Source organism: Afipia sp. OHSU_II-C1, from assembly GCF_000497575.1.
In the GTDB taxonomy this organism is placed as follows: Bacteria; Pseudomonadota; Alphaproteobacteria; order Rhizobiales; family Xanthobacteraceae; genus Afipia.
The window spans coordinates 150891-175000 of the sequence record NZ_APJI01000001.1; the positions used below are offsets into that span (position 1 = coordinate 150891).

Below are 24110 nucleotides of genomic sequence, written 5' to 3' on the forward strand. Positions count from 1 at the left end.
CAATAATGTTCCTGCTGCGCTGAAGCGAAATCCGTTTCAAACAGATCCACGCTGCAATCATCCGATCTTTGCTTGACTTGAACTTGTCCGGCCAGCAGTCTGTCGGCGCAAAGAAAAAGCATCGAACACGAATTCAGATGCATTTGGGAGAAACGCATGAAGTCATTTCTCAGCCTGCTCGCGACTGCGAGCATCGTCAGCGCCGGCGCCGTTCTCACTTCAGCTCCGGTCTCCGCCCAGCAAACCATCAAAATCGGCGTCCCGACCTCGGTCCAGCTTCAGGTCGGCCGCGATACGCAGAATGCCATCAAGATGGCAATTGAGGACATCAACAGCAAAGGCGGACTCGTCGGCCGCAAGCTGGAAATGGTGGTTGCGGACGAAACCGAAAATCCTGAACAGGGCATCGCCGCGATCAAGAAGCTCACAGCCGACGACAAGGTCGATGTGCTGATCGGCGGTTACACCAGCGGCGTCACACTCGCCCAGTTGCCGCACATTTCCAACGCGAAGACGATCTATCTCGGCGTCGGCGCGGCCTCTCCTGCCATCACCGCGAAGGTGAAGGCCGACTACGAAAACTACAAGTATATCTTCCGGGTCTCCCCGATCCATGCCGGCCATCAGGCGCGCGCGCTGGTGGACTTCATCAACGGCAAGCTCAAAGGCGAGATGGGCCTGAAGAAAATCGCCATCGTCGGCGAGAACGCCAAGTGGGTGCAGGACCTGGTGCCGATCCTGAAGAAGGGCGCGGTCGAGGGCGGCACCGAAGTGCCGATGGCCGAATTCTTCGACACCTCGACCTCCGACTTCTCTCCGCTGTTCGCGAAGGTGAAATCCAGCGGCGCGCAGTATCTGATCGTGATCCTGTCGCACGCCTCCTCGGACATCTTCGTCAAGCAGTGGCATGACGCGCAGGTGCCGATTCCGATCGGCGGCATCGACGTGAAGAGCCAGGACGCGGACTTCTTCACCCGCGTGAGCGGCAAGGCGCTCTCCGAGACCGTCGGCCTGTTCGCGACCCGTGCCGAACTGACGCCGAAGACGATCCCGTTCTGGGACGAATTCGTGAAGCGTTACGGCACCGCGCCTGTCTACACCGGTGTCGGCGCCTATGACGCGATCTACGTCTACGCGGATGCCGTGAAGCGCGCCAACTCGGTCGAGCCGAATGCGGTGATCAAGGAACTCGAGAAGACGGACTATGTCGGCATCGCCGGCAAGATCCAGTTCGACGAAGTCCATGACGTGAAGACCGGACCCGGCCTGCAGAACCTGCTGTTCGCGCAATGGCAGAAGGACGGCGCCCGCATCGTCGTGTGGCCGAAGGCCTCCGAAACGGGAAAGATGATCCCGCCGCCCTGGATGAACTAACTGCACTTGACGTCGTGAGAACGGCGGCCGGTAACGACCTTACCGGCCGCAGTCACCGGAGGCTCGCCTTCATCTTACGTTTACGTACAAGAACAGCAGGCGGTTATGCTCGAAATCCTGATTTACGGCGCTGTGTCCAGCGCAATCTATGCGTTGCTCGCAGTGGGGTTCACCCTCATCTTCGGTGTGGCCCGCATCCTCAATCTCGCCCACGGCTCGTTTTACGCACTCGGCGCTTACGCAGCCTACGTCTTCACCTCGCTGCTGAACTTCCCGCTGATCATCGCCGCGCCGCTGGCGGTCCTGCTGGTCGCAGGCTTCGGCGTGCTGATGGAGCGCTTTCTGGTCCGGCCGCTGCGCGCGTCGCAGCTCGCCGTGCTGATGATCACGCTGGCGGTCTCGCTCGCGGTGGAACAGGCGCTGTTCATCACCTTCGGCTCCGAATACCGCAATGTCCCCTCCTTCGTGGCCGACAAGATCTCGATCGGCGGCGTCGATATCGGCGGACAGCGGCTGCTCGCGCTGGTCATGAGCGTGCTGGTGCTGCTGCTGCTCTGGCTGTTCATTCAGCGCACGCGGCTTGGCGCAGCCATTCTCGCGGTGTCGCAGGACCCCGAGGCAGCGCAGTACATGGGCATCCCGACCAACCGCATTTTCTCCATCGTGATGGCGATTTCGGCGGGCACCGCCGCGTTCGCCGGCGTACTGGTCTCGCCGTTTCTCACGGTGCAGCCGACCATGGGCCTGCTGCCGATGGTGAAGGCGTTCGCCATCGTCATCGTCGGCGGCCTGGGCTCGATCCCCGGCAGCATCATCGCTTCGCTGATCCTCGGTTACTCGGAGACCATCGTGGCCTATCTGATCTCGACATCGTGGACCGAGCTGGTGTCGCTGGTCGCTGTCGTCATTACCCTCATGATCAGACCGTCCGGAATTCTCGGACGGCGGGCGGCGTTCTGACATGCGGCAAATTTCACCGATCGATATCGCCGGCGGGATTGCCGTCGTTGCCATTCTCGCCCTCGCGCCTGTGCTGATCTCCAGCAACTATCTCACCGGCGTCCTGACCGTCTGCGTCATCTACGGCATCTGGGCCTCGAGCTGGGACTTCATGTCGGGCCTCACGGGACGCGAAAACTTCGGCCACTCGCTGTTCATCGGCGCGGGCGCCTATACCGCGGGCTTCCTCGCAACTATCTGGTTTGCGAACCCATGGTACAGCCTGCCGGCGGCAGTCATTGTCGCGGTCGCCTTCAGCATCATCGTCGGCTTTCCGACACTGCGTCTGCGCGGTCCCTATTTTGCGCTGGCGATGCTGTCAGCCTCCGCGATCCTGCAGCGTCTGTGTCTGATCTTCTGGGAACAGACCGGCGGCGAGGAAGGTCTCTACGGCCTCGAACCGCTGATGCGCAATCCGCTGCACTACTACTGGCTGGTGCTGGCGATCCTTGTGGTCACCGTCATCGTGCTGGTGCTTCTGGCGCAATCGCACTGGGGCCTTCTGCTCCGCGCGATTCGCGGCGATGAGGCGACCTGTCAGGCCGCTGGCATCAACGTGACCTTCTACAAGATCGCATCGCTCGCCATCAGCGCGGCCTTCGCCGGGCTCGGCGGCGCGCTGTACGCGCATTACCAGCTACAGGTCTCCCCGCCGCTGTTCTCGGTCGTGGTGTCCATCACCGTCATCATCATGTGCTACGTCGGTGGAATCGGCTCGATCTACGGCGCGGCGATCGCCGCCATCCTGCTCACGCTGCTCACAGAGATGCTGCGCGGGTTCGGCGAGTATCGCCTGTGGATCTACACGCTCACGCTGATGCTGATCCTGTTCTTCCTTCCCAATGGCCTGGTCGCGCCGCTGTGGCGCCGGATGACGGAGCGCTTCCGATGACGGCGCTGCTCGAAGTCAATGACGTCACCAAGCGCTTTGGCGGCCTCACCGCCGTGAAGAACGCAACATTCAAACTGGAGAAGGGCGAGTTCACCGGAATCCTCGGTCCCAACGGTGCGGGCAAAACCACGCTGTTCAATATGCTCACCGGCTTTATGGCGCCCACATCCGGAGCTGTCACATTCAACGGTGAAGCGCTGCAAGGACTCGCGCCCTACAAGGTTGTCAACCGCGGCATGGCGCGGACCTTCCAGCTCTGCCGTCCTTTTGTGGGCATGAACCTGCTGGAGAATGTTCTCGTCGCCTGCATGTCGCCTCGTGCGCATCAGGATCACGACAAGGAAGAGCGGGCGCGCCATCTGCTCGAACAGGTCGGTCTCGGCGGACGCGGTTCCGAGCCGGTCGAAACGCTGCCCTACGGCGACTTGCGGCGACTCGAAATCGCGCGCGCGCTGGCGACCCGGCCCGGTCTCCTGTTGCTCGATGAACCCTTCGCGGGCCTCGGCAGCAGCGAGATCGAGCCGCTGGCACAACTGATCAAGCGGCTGCATCGGGAGGAAAACCTGACCATCCTTCTGATCGAACACAAGCTGCGCGAGTTCATGGCGCTGGTCTCGCGGGTGATCGTGATGAATTTCGGCGAGATCATCGCGGTCGGGCCACCCGAGGAGATCGTGAAGAATCCCAAAGTCATCGAGGCCTATATCGGCAAGACGGAGGATGCACATGCCTCTGCTTGAAGTCTCAGACCTGCGCGTCAGCTACGGCAAGGCGCTCGCCATCGAATCCGTGTCGATCAAGGTCGAAAAGGGCGAACTGGTCGGCGTGCTCGGCCCCAACGGCGCCGGCAAGACCACGCTGCTGAAGGCAATCTCGCGCTCCATCGGCTCGCAAGGCACGCTGAAATTCAAGGACCAGACGCTGGACGGCGTCGCGCCCTACGACGTGGTCGCGCGCGGCATCTGCCACTGCCCTGAAGGCCGCAAGCTGTTCTCGGAACTGTCGGTGCTAAAGAACCTCCAGCTCGGCGCTTATCTCCGCAGCAACAAGGCCGAGATCAACGCCGACCTCGAACGTGTGTTCACGCTGTTTCCAGTGCTGCGCGAACGGCAGTGGCAGCAGTCCAGCACACTGTCCGGCGGCGAACAGCAGATGGTGGCCATCGGCCGCGCGCTGATGGGGCGGCCGGAACTGCTGCTGCTCGACGAACCGTCGGTCGGCATCGCACCGCGGCTGAAAGGCCTGATCTTCGATTCGATCCAGCAGATCAGGAAAGACGGCACCGCTATCCTGATTGTCGAGCAGGACGCGACCTCGACGCTGAAGATCACCGACCGTGTGTATGTGCTTGAGCACGGCCGCACCGTCCGCGAGGGGACGGCCAAGGAGATCGCCGGCGACAAATATATCCAGCAGGTTTACCTGGGCGTGTGAGGATTAACCGCAGACCTCATCCAGTTCATTCAGCGAGCGCGATGCGCTCCCTCTCCCCGCTAGCGGGGAGAGGGTTGGGGTGAGGGGCAACCCATGTCGAACGCGAATTCTGCCCCTCACCCGACCGCTTCGCGGTCGACCTCTCCCCGTAAACGGGGAGAGGTGAAAAAGGTTACTTCTTCTCCAATGCGCCTTCGGCCTTGAGCACTTCATGCGCGGCCTTGAAGGCCTCGAGACCCGCGGGAATGCCGCTATACACGGTGGCGTGCAGCAGCACTTCCTTGATCTCATCCACGGTCACGCCATTGGTCAGCGCGCCTTTGACATGGAGCTTGATCTCGTTGGGCGCCTTCAGCGCCGTCAGCATGGCAAGGTTGAGCATGCTGCGGGTCTTTCGATCGAGACCCGGCCGGGTCCAGGCATAACCCCAGCACCACTCGGTGGTGATCTCCTGGAAGGCCATCATGAAGTCGTCGGCCTTGGCGATGCTGCCGTCGACGTAGTCCTTGCCCAGAACGTCGCGACGGACGGCCAGACCCTTTTTGAAATGTTCGCTTTCACCGCTCATGACGTCCTCCCGAGGTTGACCCTGCGATAGGCGAGATCCTACCAGCGCTCCTGTCATGACGGCATTCCACCGGCACGGCAACCGGGCACTGCAACAAGGCTCGCGCGCGCAATTGCATAGGCGTATTCGCAAACTGCCCCTGCTCCTGCGCCGCGAATTGCGGTTCATGGACTGATGACTCACGACACACTCTCCGGGCTCGCCCTGTGACGCCCGCCGCGCCGGATCAGAAACCGGGTATGAAGCCGGTGCATATCGCCCTCAATGTGCTGGCTCTGTGCTTCGCCCTGTCGGTGCTGGGACGCGGGCTCGGCGAAAGCTTCACCGTCTTCCTGCTGCCGATCTCCCAAAGCTTCGGCTGGGACCGGGCGGAAGTCATCTCGATCTATTCACTGGCGGCGCTGGCCGGCGGCCTTTCCGCCCCGGTGATCGGCCGCTTGTTCGACCGCTCCGGCCCCCGCGCGGTGTACTCGCTCGGGCTGGTGCTGCTGGGGGGCGCTTTCTTCACCGCCGCCTACGCGCAGCAGCTCTGGCAATTCCAGTTCAGCCTCGGGCTGTGTGTGGGCCTCGGCATCGCCTGCATCGGCAACGTGCCGAACTCGATCCTGCTCGGCCGCTGGTTCGGCCCGAAATTGCCGACCGCGATGGCGGTGGTCTATTCCGCCACCGGCGCCGGCGTTCTGATCCTGCTGCCGCTGTCGCAGGTCCTGATCGACCGGATGGGCTGGCGCGGCGCGTATCAGATCTTCGGCGCGACCGCGCTGATCCTCCTGCTGCCCCTGCTCCTTCTGCCATGGAAACTGTTTTCAGCGGGGTCCGCCACGCTCGCGAAGACCACGGCCGCCGCCGATCTGATCGATGAAGGCTGGACGCTGCTCAGCGCGGTGCGCCATCACGCATTCTGGGCGTTGTTCTCGACATTTTTCTTCACCGCAATCGGCATGTTTTCGCTGTCGGCGCAAATCGTCGCGTATCTGATCGATGCCGGCTTCCCGCCGTTGCAAGCCGCGACAGCATGGGGTTTCAGCGGCGTGGTGCTGCTGTTCGGCATGCTCGGCGTCACCTGGCTCGACGGAATCATCGGCCGGCGGCGCTCGGTGCTGTTCAGCTACGCGCTGTCGATCATCGGCATCGCCCTGCTCTGGCTGCTGAAATCCTATCCCAACATCTGGCTGCTCAGCGCCTTCGTCATCTGTTTCGGCAGCATGATTGGCTCCCGCGGCCCGCTGATCACCGCGACCGCAATGAAGATCTTCCGCGGCGAGCGCGTCGGCACGATCTACGGGACGATCTCCATCGGCAGCGGGCTGGGCGCGGCGTTCGGCTCATGGGCCGGCGGCCTGATCCATGACGTAACCGGCAGCTACGACGCATTGCTGCTGTTCGCCCTCATCAGCGTGATCCTCGGCATGATTCCGTTCCTCGTCGTGCCCGCACTGCGGCAGTAAATATGCTGGTTGCGCCGATGCCTCGCAGTTGCGATCATCACGACACGACGAAACCGGAGATGTTCTCATGAGCGCGCCTGTCGATACACCGGATTGGCGCAAGCTGACACAGGAGCAACTCGATCTCGGCTTCAACAACACGCTGCATGTGCCCGAGACCGCGACCATCGTCGCCGAATGGGATCGCCTCTCTGCGCAGATGCGCGCCCGGCATCCGCAATCCCTCGACCTTCGCTACGGGCCGCGCGAGCGCAACCGGATTGATTTTCTGAAAGCGAAGGACGGCGGACCCACGCTGGTCTTTATTCATGGCGGCTACTGGCAGACCCGTGCGAAGGAAAACTTCACCTTCTGTGCGGCGGGCCCCATGGCCCACGGCATCAACGTCGCCCTGATCGGCTATACGCTCGCGCCTGACGCCACTCTTGACCAGATCGTGGACGAAGTCCGCATCGGCATCGACTACCTTGTGACCGAGCTTCCAGCGCTCGGCGGCGACCCGGCGAAAATGATCGTGTCGGGCTGGTCGGCTGGCGGGCATCTGTCGTCGATGTCGCTCGGTCATCCGCACATCAAGGCCGGGCTTCTGATCAGCGGCATCTACGATCTCGAGCCGATCAGCCACAGCTATCTGAACGCCAAGCTCAACCTCCACGACGCAACGATCCAGCGCAATTCGCCAATGCGCAATCCCGGCGGCGTGAACAAGCCGCTCGTCATCGTCGCGGGCAGCGGCGAATTGCCATTGCTACGCAAGCAGTCCGCCGACTACGCCGCGCACCGCGCGGCGTATGGATTGCCGGTTATTTACGAAGAAATCCCGAAGGCGAACCATTTCACCATGATGGATGAACTGGCCTCGCCCTCAGGCCGCCTCACCACGCTGGTGCGGCAATTGTTCGAGCAACGCTGGATGCCTTAGAGATCGAGCACTACAGTCCCCGAAACGGCATCCGTGAGGCCGCGTCCGTCGCCCTGATCCTCGAGAAGAGACCTGAAGCTGTCGAGGGTCTTGATCATGGCGGGCCGCGCAGCAACCAGCGCTTCCTGACTGGACCACGCACCGATGAGGCAGAACGTTTGCTCGCCGGTCTGGATAATAAAGCCGCGCTCGAGGCCCGGCCATTTGGCCTTGCCGTTCCGGTGCGCATCAAGGAAGGCGGCCTGTTCGCCGGACTTCACCCTGAACTTGACGACATTGTAGACCTGCATGATGCGCTCCAATGTACTGGATGACGATCCCGGGGAGAATTTAGATTCGCTTTACGCCACCAACGGCATCCGCTGCTCGATGATACGCGAGAACAGGCTGGCGCCAACAGGCAGGATGCCGTCGTCCAGAACGAATCCCGGATTGTGCAGCGGCACCGACCCCTCGTGGCCGAGCCAGAAATAAGCGCCCGGCACCTTCTGCAGCATGTCGGCGAAATCCTCGCTGCCCATTTTCGGAGTCGGCGTGGTCAACACATTGTCTTTCCCGACAACGTCCCGCGCCACATCCGCCACGAAATGCGATTGCTCTTCGTGGTTGATCAGCACCGAGAAGATGTCGCGAATCTCGACCTTGATCTCGACCTGAAACGCCGCAGCCATGCCCGCCGCGATGGTGCGCATCCGGTCGCGGATCTGCAGCCTGATCTTTTCGGAGAAGGTGCGCACCGTCCCTGCCAGCGTCGCCTCGCCCGGAATGACGTTGTAGGCCGAGCCGGCGTGAATCTGCGTAATCGACAGCACCGCGGATTTCAGCGGATCGACATTGCGGCTGACGATGGTCTGCAGCGCCTGGCCGAGCGTCATCGCAATGACCACGGGATCGCGTGACATTTCCGGCATCGCGCCGTGGCTGCCGTAGCCGGTGATGGTGATGTCGAAGAAGTCCGCGCAGGCCATGCTCGGCCCCGGGAAGACCACGACCTGACCCGGATCAAGCTGTGGTGCATTGTGCAGCCCGTAGACTTCATCGAGCGGAAACTTCTCGAACAGACCATCCTTGATCATCGCGCGCGCGCCGCCCAGCCCCTCTTCCGCAGGCTGGAAGATGAAAGCCACCGTGCCATCGAAGTTGCGCGTCTCGGCAAGATAGCGCGCAGCGCCGAGCAGAATGGTGGTGTGGCCGTCGTGGCCGCAGCCATGGAAGCGATCGGGAATCGTAGAGCGCCAGCTCAGATTGGTCTTTTCCTCCATCGGCAGTGCGTCCATGTCCGCGCGCAGACCGATCCGCTTCTTGCCGTTGCCCTTGCCCTTCAGCAAACCGACAACGCCGGTGCCGCCGAGGCCGCGATGTACCTCGATGCCCCAGCCGGCGAGCTTTTCCGCGACAATGCCGGATGTACGATGTTCCTCGAAACCGATTTCGGGATGGGCATGAAGATCGCGGCGGATGGCAATGAGTTCGTCAGTATAACTTTCGATCAGTTCAATATTGGACATGCGGCGTCATCCCGTTTCGTAAGATCATTTATGACAAAGCCTGAACGCGCGGCCTCATCTTGGCAAATCATTGCAGGCTGGCCAAGAGACCGGCCATCAACCTTCCGCGCTCGACCAGGCTGTCGACTTCGATATGCTCGTTCAGCGTGTGGTAATCCGCGCCGCGAACCCCAAGGCCGTCGAGGGTCGGCAGGCCCATCGCCCCGGTAAAGTTTCCATCGGAACCGCCGCCAGAACTGCCCTGGATCAGATCAAGGCCGAGTTTCGCGCCCACCGCACGCGCCTGCTCATACAGCGCCATGGTGCCAGCGTTGGGTTCCCAGACCGGGCGTGTCACACCGCGCGTCACCTTGAATGTGACATCGTTCGCTGTGCCGTTCAGCGCGAGCATTCGCTCGACGCCTCGGTCGAGATCGGACTGTCGCTTCGCCATGCTCAGCGCCTCGCCGCGGCAGCTCGAGGCCACGCAGTTGACCCACTGCCCGCCATGCACGACGCCGACGCTGAAGGTGCAATCGTCGCCGGTCATGCCGTCGATGGCGATGATCTGCCGCGCCATCTCGCGGATGGCCGACCGTCCGGCGGCCAATGTTGCGCCCGCATGGCTCGGCTTCCCGGCGGCCTCCAGATTGAACCGGGCAATCGCGTAACGGCCGGTGATGACGCCGGCATTCCTGAACGCGGGCTCCGGCACCAGCACGTACTTGTTTCGCGCCGCCTCCGCCTCGATGATATCGCGCGTGCTCGGTGTGCCGACCTCCTCGTCGGGCGTGAACAAAACCGTCACCGGCAGCGGTATCGTGACCGACGCCTTGGCGAGTTGCCGGATCGCCTCGAGCGAGGCGTAGTTTCCGCCCTTCATGTCGAGAATGCCGGGGCCGTAACACTTGCTCCCCTCGCGCCGCCATGGAAGTTTTTCCAGCGTGCCGATCGGATGAACCGTATCCATGTGCCCGGCGATCAGGATGCCCGGCTGGCCCTGCTTCGGGTGCGGAAATCGCGCCCGGATGCAGCCGCCGAAGCCCTGCCGTCCGGCGATATACTCGATCGAGGCGCCACTGAGCGCCATATCGCGCGCGGCGAGTTCAAGCATGCGGTTGACCGCCGCGGCGTCCCAGGTCGGGCTCTCGCATTCAATCCACGGGCGCAGGCCCGCCAGCATGGTCTCGGTATCGAACGGCAATGAGGCGGGATCGATCAAGGCGTGTCCTCTCGTTTTGCTTGTTTTACGGCAGGAACTGGTGCCCCGCTCGCCCTGATCGTTGCAGGTTCAGCCACCGATTCACAATGCAAACTTGACGGGCCTGCTGCGAGTTTCGCGATGTTGCGGGCTCATAAGAGATTGCGTAAGCAGACCGTCCAACAAATCGGGGGCTTTAAGATGTCGATTTGCGGTGCAGCACGGAGGCGCGAGTGACGCAATCGGTCCTTGCGATGCAGCCTTCCAACACGAAGGCCGCCGGCTGGATGGCCGGCTGGCTCACCCTGATGCTGGTGCTGCTGGTCGCCGGGCGCGAAGCCACGCGCGAACTCGACGTGTTTCAGATCATGGAAATGCGGTCGGTCATCGGCCTGCTGATGCTGTATCCGCTGATCCACATGAGCGGCGGCCTTGCGGGCATGAAGACTGCGCGGCCGCTCACCCATATCGTCCGCAACATCGTCCACTACGCCGCCCAGTACGGCTGGTTTCTCGCGCTCACGCTGATTCCGCTCGCGCAGGTGGTCGCCATCGAATTCACCATGCCGATCTGGACCGCGCTGCTCGCCGTGAGTTTCATCGGCGAGCGCCTGAATGTCTGGAAAGTGCTGGCGATCGTGCTGGGGCTGATCGGCGTGATCGTCATTGTGCAGCCCGGCGTCGCGCAGATCAGTCCGGGCCAGTTGATCATGGTTCTGGCGGCGATGGGATTTGGCGCCGCCATTGTCATGGTGAAATCCCTCACCCGCACCGACTCCGTCACCGTGATCATCTTCTGGATGCTGGTGATCCAGTCGGCGATCGGACTGGTTCCGGCGGTGTATACCTGGCACTGGCCATCGGCTCACATCTGGCCGTGGATTCTGGTGATTGCGTTCTGCGGAACCTATTCGCACTACTGCTTCGCGCAGGCGATGCGCTATGCCGACGCCACTGTCGTCGTGCCAATGGATTTTCTGCGCGTGCCGCTCTCGGCGACGCTCGGCTGGCTGCTCTATTCCGAGCGGCTCGACGCCGCGACCGTGATCGGCGCAGCGCTGATCCTGACCGGCAACCTGCTCAACCTGAAGCGGTCGTAGACGAGACCTCTTGTCATTGCGAGGAGCGAAAGCGACGAAGCAATCCACTCTTCAATGGATTGCTTCGCTTCGCTCGCAATGACGTCGGAAATGTTTAAGCCGCGCTCTTCTTGTCCACCGACAGCACGCCGCGCCTGATCTGGTCTTCTTCAATGGACTCGAACAGCGCCTTGAAGTTGCCTTCGCCGAAACCGTCGTCGCCCTTGCGCTGTATGAACTCGAAGAAGATCGGGCCGATCGCGTTGGCCGAGAATATCTGCAGCAGCACCTTGGTATGCCCGCCATCGACCACGCCCTCGCCGTCGATCAGGATGCCGTTCTTCTGAAGCCGTGCGACGTCCTCGCCATGTTTCGGCAGCCGCGTATCGATCTTCTCGAAATAAGTATCCGGCGGCGGCGGCATGAACGGGAGGCCATCCGCGCGCAGCTTCTCGATGGTGTGATAGATGTCCTTCACACCGCAGGCGATGTGCTGGATGCCCTCGCCGCGATAGGTGGTGAGATATTCCTCGATCTGGCCGGAATCGCCCGCGTCCTCGTTGATCGGAATCCGGATCTTGCCATCCGGGCTGGTCAGCGCGCGCGAGAACAGGCCGGACGCCCGGCCTTCGATATCGAAGAAACGGATCTGCCGGAAATTGAACAGCTTTTCATAGAAGCCGGTCCAGACGTCCATGCGGCCGCGATGCACGTTGTGGGTCAGGTGGTCGATATAGAACAGCCCCGCGCCATCGGGGTGAATGTCCTTCAGCCCGAGCCAGTCGAACTCGGTGTCGTAAGCCGAGCCCTTCTTGCCATAGCGATCGACAAAATATAACAGGCTGCCGCCGATGCCCTTGATCGCGGGGACGTCCAGCGTCTTCTGTGTGGACGCCACATCCGCAGGCTCCGCGCCGAGCGCGAGCGCGCGCTCATAGGCGCGCCTGGCATCGACGACACGGAACGCCATCGACGGCGCGCAGGGGCCATGCGCGGCGACAAAATCATGACCATGGGTGCCGGGCTGCTCGTTGACGAGATAGTTCACATCGCCCTGACGATAGACCGTGATCGCCTTGGTCTTGTGGCGGGCGACCGCCGTGAAGCCCATCAGGCGGAACAGCGCATGAAGCTTTTCCGGCTCTGGATGCGCATACTCAACGAACTCGAAGCCGTCGGTGCCCATCGGGTTCTGTTCGGAAATGACGGCGGCCGGCGCGTCGTGCGGAAACGGACCCATGGCGATCTCCTCTTTGCCAGTGCGCTGGCGATTCCTGCTGATCTGAAAGAAGCATGAGCCGCTTTTCATGCAATGGGCGTGCAAAATCGGGCACATTTTGCTAATATCATGCACATATCGTGCATTTTTTAAGGATTATGCGCATGGTTTCGCTGGACGGTTTCGACCTCAAGATCCTTGCCGCGCTTCAGGACGACGGCCGCCTGACCAATCAGCAACTGGCTGATCTTGCGGGCCTGTCCGCCTCGCAGTGCTCGCGACGCCGTACGCGGCTGGAAGGCGAGAAGGTGATCGCCGGCTATCACGCCGACCTCGCCAGCGAAGCGCTCGGCTTCAACGTGCTGGCCTTCATCCAGATCACGCTGGCGACCCACTCGCCGAACAACGCCAAGCGCTTTCGCGACCTGATGCGCCGGGTTGACGAGATTCAGGAAGCCTATTCGCTGACCGGCGATGCCGACTATCTGCTGAAGGTGATACTGAGCGATCTCAAGAGCCTGTCCGACATCGTCAACAATGTGCTGATGCCGCACGAGAGCGTTGCGCATGTGCGCTCGTCCATCGTGCTCGACCGGCTGAAGACGACAAGGAAATTGCCGCTGAAGAAGCTGGGTTAAAGGGCAGGACGTTCCACATCCGCGATCGGTCCCCTCTCCCGTGGGGAGAGGGTTGGGGTGAGGGCGTAGAATCCATCGAGAGAGCGTACCCCCTCACCCGCCGCGCTTCGCGCGTCGACCTCTCCCCATGGGAGAGGTATAGACACGCTGCCGATAACGCCCTTGCAAACACCCCGGTATCAAACCGACGGCAAAATCGTCCCCTCGACCTCGCCAAAACCGATGCGATAGCCGTTGCCCTGACACCAGCCGCGCATCGTGAGCGAGTCGCCGTCCTCGAGGAACGAGCGCTGCACGCCGTTGCCGAGATCGAGCGGCTCGGCACCGCCCCAACTCAGCTCCAGCATGCTGCCGCGCTCGCTTTTCTCGGGGCCGCTGATGGTGCCGGACCCCAGAAGGTCTCCGACATTCATCGCGCAGCCGGATGACGCATGATGCACAAGCTGCTGCACCGAGGACCAGTACATGTATTTGAAGTTGGTGCGGCAGATACCCGCCGCCTCCTTCATCGTCTCGGTCTTGAGATCGACGGCAAGCTGAACGTCGTAATTCTGCGCGCCCTTCTGCTGCAGATACGGCAGCGGCGCCGGGTCCTGCGCCGGACCCTTGACACGGAACGGCTCCAGCGCCTCGCGCGCCACGACCCATGGGCTGATCGAGGTGCCGAACGCCTTTGCCTGAAACGGCCCGAGCGGCACATACTCCCACGCCTGAATGTCGCGCGCGCTCCAGTCATTCAGCAGCGTGAAGCCGAAAATCATCTCCTCGGCCTGCTGTTCGGTCAGCATCTCGCCCATCGCCGACGCCTGCCCGATCACGACACCCATCTCCAGCTCGAAATCCAGCCGCTTGCAGGGACCGAACACCGGATGCTCCGCCGTCGGCGGCTTGAGCTGCCCGCGCGGACGGCGGATCGGCGTGCCGCTGACAACAACAGTCGATGCGCGTCCGTTGTAACCGATCGGAATCGACAGCCAGTTCGGCATCAGGGCATTGTCCTTGCCGCGGAACATGATGCCCACGTTGGTGGCGTGTTCCTTCGACGAATAGAAATCGGTGAAGCCCTGCACGGCGATCGGCATATGCATGGCGGCGAAATTGCGCGGGACCAGCGCGCGCCGCCGCAGCTCCATGTTGTCGCGCAATTCCGGATGATCGTGACGCAACAGTTCGCTGATCCGCGCGCGTGTCTTGCGCCACACCTTCGGGCCAAGCGCCATGAAATCATTCAAGGAGGGCTTTGCGAAGACATTCGCCGCTCCATCGACACGCAACAGGCCCGCCGCTTCCAGGGCCGCAAGATCGAGCACGAAATCGCCGATGGCAACGCCGACCCGCAGGTCCGGCTGTTCCGGCGTGAAGAACACACCGTAAGGCAAATTCTGGATCGGGAAACCCGACGACGGATCGACCTCAATGAATGAGCGCAGCTTCGGATCGTTGGGGTGCATCGTATCCATCCATGTCTATTCCGCGTCGGGCTGACGGCCCGGTTCAGCCGCAGCAAAGGCTTCGAGCTTCGCGGCGGCGGCATCGAGCGCCACGATACGCTTGTAGGGTGCAAGATCCACACCGAAGCGGCGCGCGTTGAACACCTGCGGCACGAGACAGATGTCCGCCAGCGTTGGCTGGTCGCCGAGCGCGAACGGCCCCGACAGATGCGCCAGCCGCGCCTCCACTGCATCAAAGCCGGTCTCGATCCAGTGCTTCGACCATGACGCGCGCGTCGCCTCATCGACGCCCATGTCGATCAACCGGTTCAGCACCCGCAGGTTGCCGATGGGATGAATATCGGCAGCGACCACCAGCGCGATCTCGCGCGCAATCGCCCGCCCCTTCGCATCCGGCGGCAGCAGCGGCGGATGCGGATGGGTCTCGTCGAGATATTCGATGATCGCAATCGACTGCGCCAGTTCGAGATCGTCGTCGATCCAGTACGGCACAAGGCCCGCCGGATTGATCTTGCGGTAGTCCGGCTGCGTCTGCTCGCCCTTGCGCAGATGCACGAAACGGTGATCCGCGCTCAACCCTTTCAGATTGAGCGCGATGCGCACGCGATAGGCCGCGGTCGAGCGGAAGTAACCGTAGAGAACAGCGTCAGTCATATTGGTGTTCCGAATTCGATTTCAGCGGTCTGCCCACCTCTCCCGTGGGGAGAGGTCGGATCGCGCAAGCGATCCGGGTGAGGGCGTAGAATCTCTCGATGAATCTGGATCCCCTCACCCCAACCCTCTCCCCACAGGGGAGAGGGAGTGACATTGCTGCCGTTTCAATACCGCTCATCAATTCAACGACGTTAAGGCTTCGACGGGTCGAAGCGGCGCTCCAGCCCCTGCCAGCAATCGGCGTAGTCATCCTGCAGCGCGCTCGTGGTGGCTGCGAACTGCGTCACCCGCTGCGGAAACCGCGTCTCGAACATGAAGGCCATGGTGCCGGTCAGCTTCACAGGCTTCAGTTCGCCATTGCTGGCGTGATCGAACGCCTCGCGGTCCGGGCCATGCGGCAGCATCATGTTATGCAGGCTGATGCCGCCGGGCTCGAAGCCATGGGGCTTGGCATCATAGGCGCCATACAGCAGTCCCATGAATTCCGACATGATGTTCATGTGATACCACGGGGGACGGAAGGTGTTCTCCGCCACCATCCAGCGTTCCGGGAAGATCACAAAGTCGATATTCGCGGTGCCCGCCGTTTCCGACGGCGACGTCAGCACGGTGAAGATCGACGGATCGGGATGGTCGAAACCGATGGCGCCGATCGGTGAGAACGTCCGCAGATCGTATTTATAAGGCGCATAGTTGCCGTGCCATGCGACCACATCGATGGGCGAATACGGCAGTTTAGTCATGAACAGCGAGCCGCCCCACTTCACATAAAGCTCGGTCGGCGTTTCCTTGTCCTCATAGGCCGCCACCGGCGTCAGGAAGTCGCGCGAGTTGGCGAGGCAGTTGGCGCCGATCGGCCCGCGCTCCGGCAGCGTGAATGCGCCGCCATAGTTCTCGCAGAGATAGCCGCGCGCCGGACCATTGGGAATCTCGACGCGGAATTTGACACCGCGCGGGATCACCGCGATCTCGCCGGGCTCGATGTCGATAATGCCGAATTCAGTAACAAGGCGCAGATTGCCTTCCTGCGCGACGAACATCATCTCGCCGTCGGCATTGTAGAAATTCTGGTCCACCATCGACTTGGTGATGAGGTAGACATGCGCCGCCATGCCGGCCTGCGTGCCCGCGTCGCCCGCCGTGGTCATGGTGTAGACGCCCTGCAGGAAGGTCTGGCCCTCCTTCGGCAGCGGCAGCGGGTCCCAGCGCAGTTGCGCGATCGGCAGATCGTATTCGGTGCACGGCGCGGTGCGCCAGTATCCGGCATCGACCTTGGTGAAGCGGCCCGAATGCTTCACCGACGGACGAATGCGATACAGCCACGAGCGTTCGTTGGTGCCGCGCGGCGCGGTGAACGGCGAGCCCGATAACTGCTCGGCATAAAGCCCATAAGCGCAATTCTGCGGCGAGTTGCGCCCGATCGGCAGCGCGCCAGGCAACGCCTCGGTCTCGAAGCTGTTGCCGAAGCCGGACATGTAACCCGGCGTGACATTGACGGCGTTGCGATTCACAGCGCCAGGAGCGGTGTTGATGTTCATCGCACTATCCTCCTTGCAAAGCAGCCCACATTTCGCGGTCGCGCTTGTCGGTCCAGATCACCGGATCGTCGATCCCGGATGCTTCGTCGAAAGCGCGCGAGACATTGAACGGCAGACAGTGTTCGTAGATCGCGAAGGAGGAGAACTTCGGGTCCATCACCTCGCGGGTCGCGGCCATGGTCTCCTTGAGCGAACGTCCCTTCGCCACCGACAGTTCCGCAGCGCCGTACAACGTCGTGACGAAATCGCGCGTCATGGCGATGGCCTCGTTCACCGTCGCCTCGCCTTTCAGGGCGTCGCCGCGGCCCGGCGCAACGGCCTTCGGATTGAACTCGCGGATTTCATTCAGGGTCAGCGGCCATTCCCGCAGCAGCGCGTCGCCGCAATAGCAGGCCGAGTGATATTCGATCAGATCGCCGGAGCACATCACCTGCGCATCGGGCACCCAGGCCACGATGTCGCCGGAGGTATGGCCCGCGCCGAGATGCATCAGCTGCACCTCGCGCTTGCCGAGATAAAGCGTCATGCCGGTGTCGAAGGTGATCGTCGGCCATGTCAGGCCGGGAATGCTCTCGGCGTCGCGGAACAGGCGCGGAAACCGGCCATATTCGGAATCCCAGTCCTGCTGGCCGCGCTCCACGATCAGCCGCTGGGTCTCGGACGAGGCGACGATGCCTTGCGCCTTGTAGGCCGACGCGCCGAGCACGCGCACGGCGTGATAGTGCGACAGCACGACATATTTGATCGGCTTGTCGGTCACGGTCTTGACGCGTTCGATCACGCTGTTGGCCATCGCCGGCGTCGCCTGCGCATCGAACACGATGCAGCCATCATCGCCGACAATCACCGCCGTATTCGGATCACCCTCAGCGGTGAAGGCATAAATGTCCGGACCGATCTCGGAGAAGGTGATGGTCTTCTCCGCCATATCGCCGGTTGAGGCGAAACCCTTTGCGCTCATTTTGCGTCCTTTTCTGAATTGGTCTTGCCGCCGCCCTGCGCGAGCTGGCGCTTCGCCAGCGCAATCGCCTCACGCAGCACGTCAGCATCGCCGACATGATTGGCGAGGATCAGCACCAGCGCCGTATCCAGCGATGCGCTGTCTTCATCGCTGAGGCCGCGATGGGCCTCCACCACCAGCCGATAGGCGGTGTCGGGATCGCTGAAATTCGACGTGGTCGAGAGTGTCATCGCGCGGCTCTCCCGCTGGCGCGGGCCATGGCGGCTTCGACAGCCGCGGCCGTCGGCTTCCTGAAACGTGCCGCGACGTAACCATCCGGGCGGAGCAGATAGGCCGTACCTTCCGGCGCATCGTAGCGTTTGGCGAACAGCCCGGATGAATCGCGCAGCGGAGCTGTTTCGCCGATATGGATGGAATGACAGCCCGGTTGATCGCTGCCGTTGGCCCCCGCTTGCAGCAGGACGAAGCCGCCCCCGCCTCGTCGGAAGGCCTCGGTGAGATAAATCGGCTCGCCGTTCGCCGCCGCCAGTGGCGCGTCGATCATCTGCGCGCCCGGGCGCGGGCCCGCCGCCCAGAGATCGGTGTCCGGCGTCGACAGCGGCGTCTCATACACCGACGGCGTCGAGAGTCGCCCGCCGTTGACCATCCGCTTGGCGAATTCGGCTTCCTTCGCAAGCCGCAGTATCGCTTGCCGCATCCGCCGCTCCTGCGCCGAATGCGGCGCGATGAAATCAGTCGAGCGGGTCGACGCACGGATGTTCTCGTCGGCAGCCGCGCTGCGTTCGATTTCGTAGCTGTCGAGCAGCGCCATCGGTGCTTCGCCGCGCAGGATCAGCGAGAGTTTCCACGCAACGTTCTCCGCATCCTCAAGTCCGGAATTCGCACCCCGCGCGCCGAACGGCGAGACCTGATGTGCCGAGTCGCCGGCGAAGATCACGCGCTCATGCACAAAGCGCTGCATGCGGCGGCACTGGAACTTGTAGATCGAAATCCATTCGAAATCGAAATTGGCATGACCCAGCATGCGCTCGATCCGCGGCCGCACATTCTCCGGCAACCGCTCGACGGCGGGATCGGCATCCGGCCCGAGCTGCAGGTCGATACGCCAGACATCGTCGGGCTGACGATGCAGCAGCGCGGACTGGCCTGAATGGAACGGCGGATCGAACCAGAACCAGCGCTCGGTCGGAAACTCGGCGGTCATCTTGACGTCCGCGATCAGGAACTGATCCTCGAACACTTCGCCGGAAAATTCCGCACCGACAAAGCCGCGCAGCATTGAGCGCGCGCCGTCGCAGGCGACAACGTAATCCGCCTTGAGGTGATAGCGTCCGTCCGGCGTGTCGATCGCGAGCACAACATGATCGTTGCGCTGGTCGAGGCCGACGACCTTGTTGCGCCAGCGCAGATCGACCTGCGGCAGTTCGCTGGCGCGATCGACGAGAAAGGCCTCGGCGTAATATTGCTGGAGATTGATGAAGGCCGGCATCTTGTGGCCGTCTTCCGGCAGCAGGTCGAAGCGGTAGAGCATGTCATCGTTCAGGAAGATCTTGCCGACCTTCCACACGACGCCCTTCTCCACCATGCGTTCGCCGACCCCGAGACGGTCCCACAGTTCCAGCGAACGTTTGGAGAAACAGATCGCGCGCGAGCCGTCGCCGATCCGGTCGGCGTCATCCAGCAGGACGACACTGTGCCCGCGCTGCGCCAGATCGATCGCCAGCGTCAGGCCGACGGGGCCCGCGCCCACCACCACGACCGGGTGGCGCGCGGCATCCGCCGCCGTCCGGTCCTGATCGGAATGGCGGCGATAGCCGAACTGAATAATCCGTGATACCGGCACGTCTCGTCCCTGATTTGGCTGGTCCGTCCATTGCGGGCTTCTTGAACGAAGCTCTGGCGAAGAGCTTAGACCAAGGCTATTATCGTTGCAACTGCAACCAAATGGCCAGGCTCGCCGCCCGGCCAAACTGGACATTTTCTGTGACCAAGCTCGATCTCTTCAAATTCGTGCCGTTCCGCCTGAACCGGCTGGCTGCGGAAGTCAGCGCGGCGCTGTCCAGCGAGTACAGCGAGCGCTACGGCCTCGATATTCCGGAATGGCGGGTGCTGGCGACACTCGGTTTCCGTGATGACGCCTGCACGGCGCAATACATCGCCTATTGCACCCGCACACATAAATCGACCATCAGCCGGGCCGTCGCCCACCTGCTCGAGCAGCAACTGATCGAGCGCGTCGAGAATGTGGACGACCGCCGCGAACTGGCGCTGCAGATCACCCGCAAGGGCCGCGCTCTCTATGAGGAGCTTATTCCCCGCCTGCTCCGCAAGGAACAGGACATCCTGTCATGCCTGACGGCGGCGGAGCGGAAGGAGTTCGCAAACGCGCTCGGCAAGATCGAGCAGCAGCTCGGCCTCGTGCAGACCGCAAAAGACGCGCGCGCCAAGAAGGATGCGTATTAGGGCAACGCAGTCGTCATCACCGGGCTTGTTCCGGTGATCCACGTCTTTGTTGCGAGCTTTGAGGGAAGACGTGGATGGCCGGGACATAGGCAAGCGGAAGCGACGCCGTTCTTCGAACGGCTATGCCCGGCCATACGATTGATAACAGAGGATGACAACGCAGCGGCACAATCTGCTCCCTCTCCCGTGGGGAGAGGGTTGGGGTGAGAGCGTAGAATCTATTGTGAGAGCGTACCCCCTCACCCGATGCACTCCGTGCATCGACCTCTCCCCACGGGAGAGGTGAAGAGAAGGATCAGGCCGCGCGGATGTTCGCCATGAAGCGATCGAGCTCCTGACGCAGCCGGGTGCTTTCGACAGCCAGCGTCTGGGCCGAATTCAGCACCTCGCCCGACGCGGTTCCGGTCTCGCTCGCGCCGCGGTTGACCTCGGAGATTCCTTCCGCGATTTCCAGCGTGCCGCTGGCGGCGCTCTGGACGTTGCGGGCGATCTCGGTGGTCGCGTTGCTCTGCTGCTCGATGGCGGCTGCGATATTGCCGGCGATCTTCGAAATCTGGCCGATGGTCTGGCCGATTTCCTTAATGGCGGAAACCGATTCCTGCGTGGCGCTCTGCATTCCCGCGATATGGGACGAAATCTCGTCGGTCGCCTTCGCGGTCTGGCTCGCCAGCGATTTCACCTCCGATGCGACCACGGCAAAGCCGCGCCCCGCCTCGCCCGCCCGCGCCGCCTCGATGGTGGCGTTCAGCGCCAGCAGATTGGTCTGCTCGGCAATCGCCGTGATCAGCTTGACCACGTCGCCGATTTCCTGCGCCGCGCGCGACAACTTGGCGATACGCGCGTCGGTCGCTTCGGCCTGCGACACTGCCGCCGCAGCGATGCGGCTCGACTCCTGCACCTGCCGTCCGATCTCGTGAACGGATGCAGACAGCTCCTCCGTGGCCGCAGCCACGGACTGCACGTTGGCGGACGCCTCTTCCGACGCACCCGCAACCTTGCCGGACAGTTCCTGTGCCGTCTCGACCGTGCGCGTCAGGGTGGTAGCTGACGATTCAAGCTGGCTGGCCGACGCCGACACGCTCGACACGATCACGCCGACAGCGGTTTCGAAATTGTCGGCAAAGCGACGAAGCTCCGCGCTGCGTGCGGCGCTGGCGGACTTGCCCTGTTCCTCGCGCTCTGCCGCCTCGCTCTGCGCCTTGGCGACCGCCCTCATCTTGAATTCCTCGACAGCGCCAGCCATCTCGCCGATCTCGTCCTTGCGGCCAAGACCCGGCAGGACAACATCGAAATTGCCGCTCGCGAGTTCACGCATCGCCTTGCACATGCCGATCATCGGCCGCGAAATTCCGCGGCCCAGCATCCATGCGAGGAATGCGCCGAACGCGATGCCGCCGCCGCCGAGAATGGTCACGAACTTGCTGGTGCTGTGCGCAGCTTCGGCGGCTTCCTTCGCAAGCCGGGTCTGCTGTGCAAGCAAACCGTCCTTGATGGTCTTCGCTTCCTGCGTCACGCTCGAGGCCGCCTCGTTCATCTTGGTGGACAGCGCCGCGATCTTCGCGGTGTTCTCCACGAACTTCGTGAAGGCCACCTTGTAGGCATCGAGTTCCTGGGTGATTTCCGCAATCTTCGATGTCAGCTTCGCGTCGTCGGCGGTCAGCGTGCCGAAGCTGTTCTTCAGAAGCTGCATGCGCGCATTGACACTGTTGGCGACGGCGGCGTCGGGGCGCAGCACGTAGTTGCTGATGTTGGACGTGATGGACGCGGAGTGGGTCGCCAGTTCCTTCGCGTTCTGCTGGATCGACGTCAGACCGGCAAGGATCGCGGTATCCGCCAGATCGTCGAACTTGTAGCGGATGACGTTGCCCATCCGGAGCAACTGGTTCGACGCGATCGCGGCGTTGTCGGTCTTGAGCTTGATGACCTCGCCGAACAGCCCGGCGAACTCGCTGTAGCTGGCCGAAAGATTGAGAACGCTCTTCCGGTTGCCGGCAGTGGCAACCCTGGCCGCGCGCTCGATGGCCGCGCCAAGGGCAGTCTCCGCAGCGCGTGCAGCCTCTTCGTCGGCGGGAAGGCCGGTCGTCACATAATAACGCGCGAGAAGCTGATAGGCCGCGAGTTCGCGGTCGATGTCCCGCGCGCTGTCGGTCTCGGCGACAATGCCCTGATAGGACTGGACGCCCTCGACGATCCGCTCAAAGCCGAAATAGGCAACGCCCATATTGATGGCGGAGATGCCCAGCACCGTGACGAAGCCGAGCATGATCTTGGTTCGAAATCGCAGATTGGAAAGAAAGCTGACGCTCGTCTTCTGCTTTGCCGGAGTGCTTTTGAACCAGCCCATTTCCAACCCCCAAAAGTTCTTTTTGCATGTCAAACCGGCCGGTCTCCAACCGGCGCAAAGTGCCTCAAGGTAAACAAAATTGAATAACACCCCGTAAATTGCTACCTCATTCAGCAAAAAACGCCCGCATAGCGGGCGTTTCCTGCAAACATCATGCGCATTCGCCGCCATTGCACCGTATCTCGGCACCGCGCGGCGGCAAAGATTAACGATTTATTCCCAGCTCAGCGCGCCGCCGTTCTGGTATTCAATTACGCGAGTCTCGAAGAAGTTCTTCTCCTTCTTCAGGTCCATCGCCTCCGACATCCACGGAAACGGATTGTCGGTCTCGTCGAACACGCGGGTCAGCCCAAGCTGGGCGCAGCGGCGGTTGGCGATGAAGTGCATGTACTGTTCGCACAGCGCTGCGTTCAGGCCGAGGAACCCGCGCGGCATGGTATCGCGGCCATAGGCCGCTTCCAGTTCGGCCGCTTCGCGGATCATTCCGCGGACCTCCTCCTGGAATTCGGCGGTCCACAGATGCGGGTTCTCGATCTTGATCTGGTTGATCACGTCGATGCCGAAGTTCAGATGGATGCTCTCGTCGCGCAGGATGTACTGATACTGCTCGGCGATGCCGACCATCTTGTTGCGGCGGCCGAGCGACAGGATCTGCGCGAAGCCGGTATAGAACCACATGCCCTCGAAGCAGACATAGAAGGTGATCAGGTCGCGCAGCAGCGCCCGGTCGGCCTCCGGCGTGCCGGTCTTGAAGTCCGGGTCTTCCAGATTCTGGGTGTGCTTGAGCGCCCACGCCGCTTTGTCGGTGATCGAAGGCACCTCCCGGTACATGTTGAACAGCTCGCCCTCATCGAGGCCGAGGCTTTCCACGATGTACTGGAAGGTGTGGGTGTGGATCGCTTCCTCGAACGCCTGACGCAGCAGATACTGGCGACACTCCGGATTGGTCAGGTGGCGGTAGATCGCCAGTACAATGTTGTTGGCGACGAGGCTTTCGGAGGCCGCGAAGAATCCGAGGTTGCGCTTGATGGCGCGGCGCTCGTCGTCGGTGAGGCCGTCGCGCGATTTCCACAGCGCGATGTCAGCCTGCATCGACACTTCCGTCGGCATCCAGTGGTTGTTACAGCCGGCGAGATACTTCTCCCACGCCCATTTGTATTTCAGCGGCAGGAGCTGATTGACGTCGGCGCGGCAGTTGATCATCGCCTTGTCGTCGACAGAAACGCGGCCACCCTTGCGGTCGATGGTGCCGAGGCCGGTTGCATCGGCTTGCTCCGATACGACAGGCTTACCGGTCAGAATCGGCGGCAGGTTGGTAGCGGGTTTGGCAAGTGCGGGTTCGGACCAGTCGAGCATGAAGATCGTCTTTCTTGTCTAACGTCGGATGTTGCCAATTTCGTCATTGCGAGGAGGCGAATCCGACGAAGCAATCCCTGAC

23 protein-coding genes are annotated in these 24110 nt (G+C 62.2%); 10 read left to right on the forward strand and 13 right to left on the reverse strand.

Features of this window, described 5'->3' with window-relative positions; translation table 11 throughout:
- Positions 1–156 precede the first annotated feature (156 nt).
- The 5 genes from I554_RS0100645 (at position 157) to I554_RS0100665 (ending at position 4699) form a co-directional block, all read left to right on the forward strand.
- Positions 157–1374: an ABC transporter substrate-binding protein gene (locus tag I554_RS0100645; RefSeq protein WP_024573771.1), complete on the forward strand. Its 1218-nt coding sequence runs from the start codon at positions 157–159 to the stop codon at positions 1372–1374.
- Positions 1375–1479: 105 nt separating this feature from the next.
- Entirely contained in the window at positions 1480–2334 is an 855-nt protein-coding gene (locus I554_RS0100650; RefSeq protein ID WP_006019625.1) for a branched-chain amino acid ABC transporter permease, read from the forward strand.
- 1 nt (position 2335) lies between these two features.
- Complete coding sequence (locus I554_RS0100655; RefSeq protein WP_024573770.1) at positions 2336–3265, forward strand: branched-chain amino acid ABC transporter permease; 930 nt, start codon at positions 2336–2338, stop codon at positions 3263–3265.
- Complete coding sequence (locus I554_RS0100660; protein ID WP_024573769.1) at positions 3262–4005, forward strand: ABC transporter ATP-binding protein; 744 nt, start codon at positions 3262–3264, stop codon at positions 4003–4005. The genes I554_RS0100655 and I554_RS0100660 overlap by 4 nt, the downstream gene beginning before the upstream one ends.
- Positions 3992–4699: an ABC transporter ATP-binding protein gene (locus tag I554_RS0100665; protein ID WP_024573768.1), complete on the forward strand. Its 708-nt coding sequence runs from the start codon at positions 3992–3994 to the stop codon at positions 4697–4699. The genes I554_RS0100660 and I554_RS0100665 overlap by 14 nt, the downstream gene beginning before the upstream one ends.
- A 172-nt stretch (positions 4700–4871) precedes the next feature.
- Here I554_RS0100665 and I554_RS0100670 read toward each other — a convergent pair whose 3' ends face one another.
- Positions 4872–5267 (reverse strand): carboxymuconolactone decarboxylase family protein, encoded by a 396-nt coding sequence (locus I554_RS0100670; protein WP_024573767.1) that lies wholly within the window; start codon positions 5265–5267, stop codon positions 4872–4874.
- Positions 5268–5506: 239 nt separating this feature from the next.
- On the opposite strand from I554_RS0100670, the gene I554_RS0100675 reads away from it, so the two are divergent.
- Together I554_RS0100675 and I554_RS0100680 are read left to right on the forward strand one after the other, a co-directional pair.
- A complete protein-coding gene (locus I554_RS0100675) occupies positions 5507–6715 on the forward strand; it encodes an MFS transporter (RefSeq protein WP_192817760.1) in 1209 nt (402 codons plus the stop codon).
- 67 nt (positions 6716–6782) lie between these two features.
- Positions 6783–7637, forward strand: coding sequence for an alpha/beta hydrolase (locus I554_RS0100680; protein WP_024573765.1), 855 nt, complete (start codon positions 6783–6785; stop codon positions 7635–7637).
- Here the strand turns inward: I554_RS0100680 and I554_RS0100685 are convergent.
- The 3 genes from I554_RS0100685 to I554_RS0100695 all read right to left on the reverse strand — a co-directional run bounded on the left by I554_RS0100685 (position 7634) and on the right by I554_RS0100695 (position 10343).
- On the reverse strand, positions 7634–7927 hold the full coding sequence (locus tag I554_RS0100685; RefSeq protein ID WP_024573764.1) for a hypothetical protein: 294 nt from the start codon (positions 7925–7927) through the stop codon (positions 7634–7636). The genes I554_RS0100680 and I554_RS0100685 overlap by 4 nt on opposite strands.
- Positions 7928–7978: 51 nt before the next feature.
- Positions 7979–9145 (reverse strand): M20 aminoacylase family protein, encoded by a 1167-nt coding sequence (locus I554_RS0100690; RefSeq protein WP_024573763.1) that lies wholly within the window; start codon positions 9143–9145, stop codon positions 7979–7981.
- A gap of 67 nt (positions 9146–9212) precedes the next feature.
- A complete protein-coding gene (locus tag I554_RS0100695; protein WP_024573762.1) occupies positions 9213–10343 on the reverse strand; it encodes a M20/M25/M40 family metallo-hydrolase in 1131 nt (376 codons plus the stop codon).
- A gap of 215 nt (positions 10344–10558) precedes the next feature.
- Here I554_RS0100695 and I554_RS0100700 point away from each other — a divergent pair, with 215 nt between their 5' ends.
- Positions 10559–11425, forward strand: a complete 867-nt coding sequence (locus I554_RS0100700) for a DMT family transporter (RefSeq protein WP_024573761.1) — start codon at positions 10559–10561, stop codon at positions 11423–11425.
- Positions 11426–11519: 94 nt separating this feature from the next.
- Here the strand turns inward: I554_RS0100700 and hppD are convergent, their stop codons facing one another.
- The gene (gene hppD / locus I554_RS0100705) at positions 11520–12644 is read right to left on the reverse strand and encodes a 4-hydroxyphenylpyruvate dioxygenase (protein WP_024573760.1); all 1125 of its coding nucleotides are present in this window, start codon (positions 12642–12644) and stop codon (positions 11520–11522) included.
- A 143-nt stretch (positions 12645–12787) separates the two neighbouring features.
- Between hppD and I554_RS0100710 the strand changes: the two genes are divergently transcribed.
- The gene (locus tag I554_RS0100710) at positions 12788–13261 is read left to right on the forward strand and encodes an Lrp/AsnC family transcriptional regulator (protein ID WP_024573759.1); all 474 of its coding nucleotides are present in this window, start codon (positions 12788–12790) and stop codon (positions 13259–13261) included.
- Positions 13262–13440: 179 nt separating this feature from the next.
- Here I554_RS0100710 and fahA read toward each other — a convergent pair whose 3' ends face one another.
- The 6 genes from fahA to I554_RS0100740 form a co-directional block, all read right to left on the reverse strand.
- Positions 13441–14721: a fumarylacetoacetase gene (gene fahA, locus I554_RS0100715; protein ID WP_029659350.1), complete on the reverse strand. Its 1281-nt coding sequence runs from the start codon at positions 14719–14721 to the stop codon at positions 13441–13443.
- A gap of 6 nt (positions 14722–14727) precedes the next feature.
- Positions 14728–15366 (reverse strand): maleylacetoacetate isomerase, encoded by a 639-nt coding sequence (gene maiA / locus I554_RS0100720; protein WP_024573757.1) that lies wholly within the window; start codon positions 15364–15366, stop codon positions 14728–14730.
- A gap of 191 nt (positions 15367–15557) precedes the next feature.
- Positions 15558–16904, reverse strand: a complete 1347-nt coding sequence (hmgA, locus tag I554_RS0100725) for a homogentisate 1,2-dioxygenase (RefSeq protein ID WP_024573756.1) — start codon at positions 16902–16904, stop codon at positions 15558–15560.
- Between the two features lie 4 nt (positions 16905–16908).
- On the reverse strand, positions 16909–17865 hold the full coding sequence (locus tag I554_RS0100730) for an MBL fold metallo-hydrolase (protein WP_024573755.1): 957 nt from the start codon (positions 17863–17865) through the stop codon (positions 16909–16911).
- Positions 17862–18095 (reverse strand): DUF2783 domain-containing protein, encoded by a 234-nt coding sequence (locus I554_RS0100735; protein ID WP_024573754.1) that lies wholly within the window; start codon positions 18093–18095, stop codon positions 17862–17864. The genes I554_RS0100730 and I554_RS0100735 overlap by 4 nt, the downstream gene beginning before the upstream one ends.
- The gene (locus I554_RS0100740; protein WP_024573753.1) at positions 18092–19708 is read right to left on the reverse strand and encodes an FAD-dependent oxidoreductase; all 1617 of its coding nucleotides are present in this window, start codon (positions 19706–19708) and stop codon (positions 18092–18094) included. The genes I554_RS0100735 and I554_RS0100740 overlap by 4 nt, the downstream gene beginning before the upstream one ends.
- A 140-nt stretch (positions 19709–19848) precedes the next feature.
- Between I554_RS0100740 and I554_RS0100745 the strand changes: the two genes are divergently transcribed.
- Entirely contained in the window at positions 19849–20328 is a 480-nt protein-coding gene (locus tag I554_RS0100745) for a MarR family transcriptional regulator (protein ID WP_024573752.1), read from the forward strand.
- A 295-nt stretch (positions 20329–20623) separates the two neighbouring features.
- Here the strand turns inward: I554_RS0100745 and I554_RS0100750 are convergent, their stop codons facing one another.
- Together I554_RS0100750 and I554_RS0100755 are read right to left on the reverse strand one after the other, a co-directional pair.
- Positions 20624–22672, reverse strand: a complete 2049-nt coding sequence (locus tag I554_RS0100750; protein ID WP_024573751.1) for a HAMP domain-containing methyl-accepting chemotaxis protein — start codon at positions 22670–22672, stop codon at positions 20624–20626.
- Positions 22673–22885: 213 nt separating this feature from the next.
- A complete protein-coding gene (locus I554_RS0100755) occupies positions 22886–24028 on the reverse strand; it encodes a ribonucleotide-diphosphate reductase subunit beta (protein ID WP_024573750.1) in 1143 nt (380 codons plus the stop codon).
- Positions 24029–24110 lie beyond the last annotated feature (82 nt).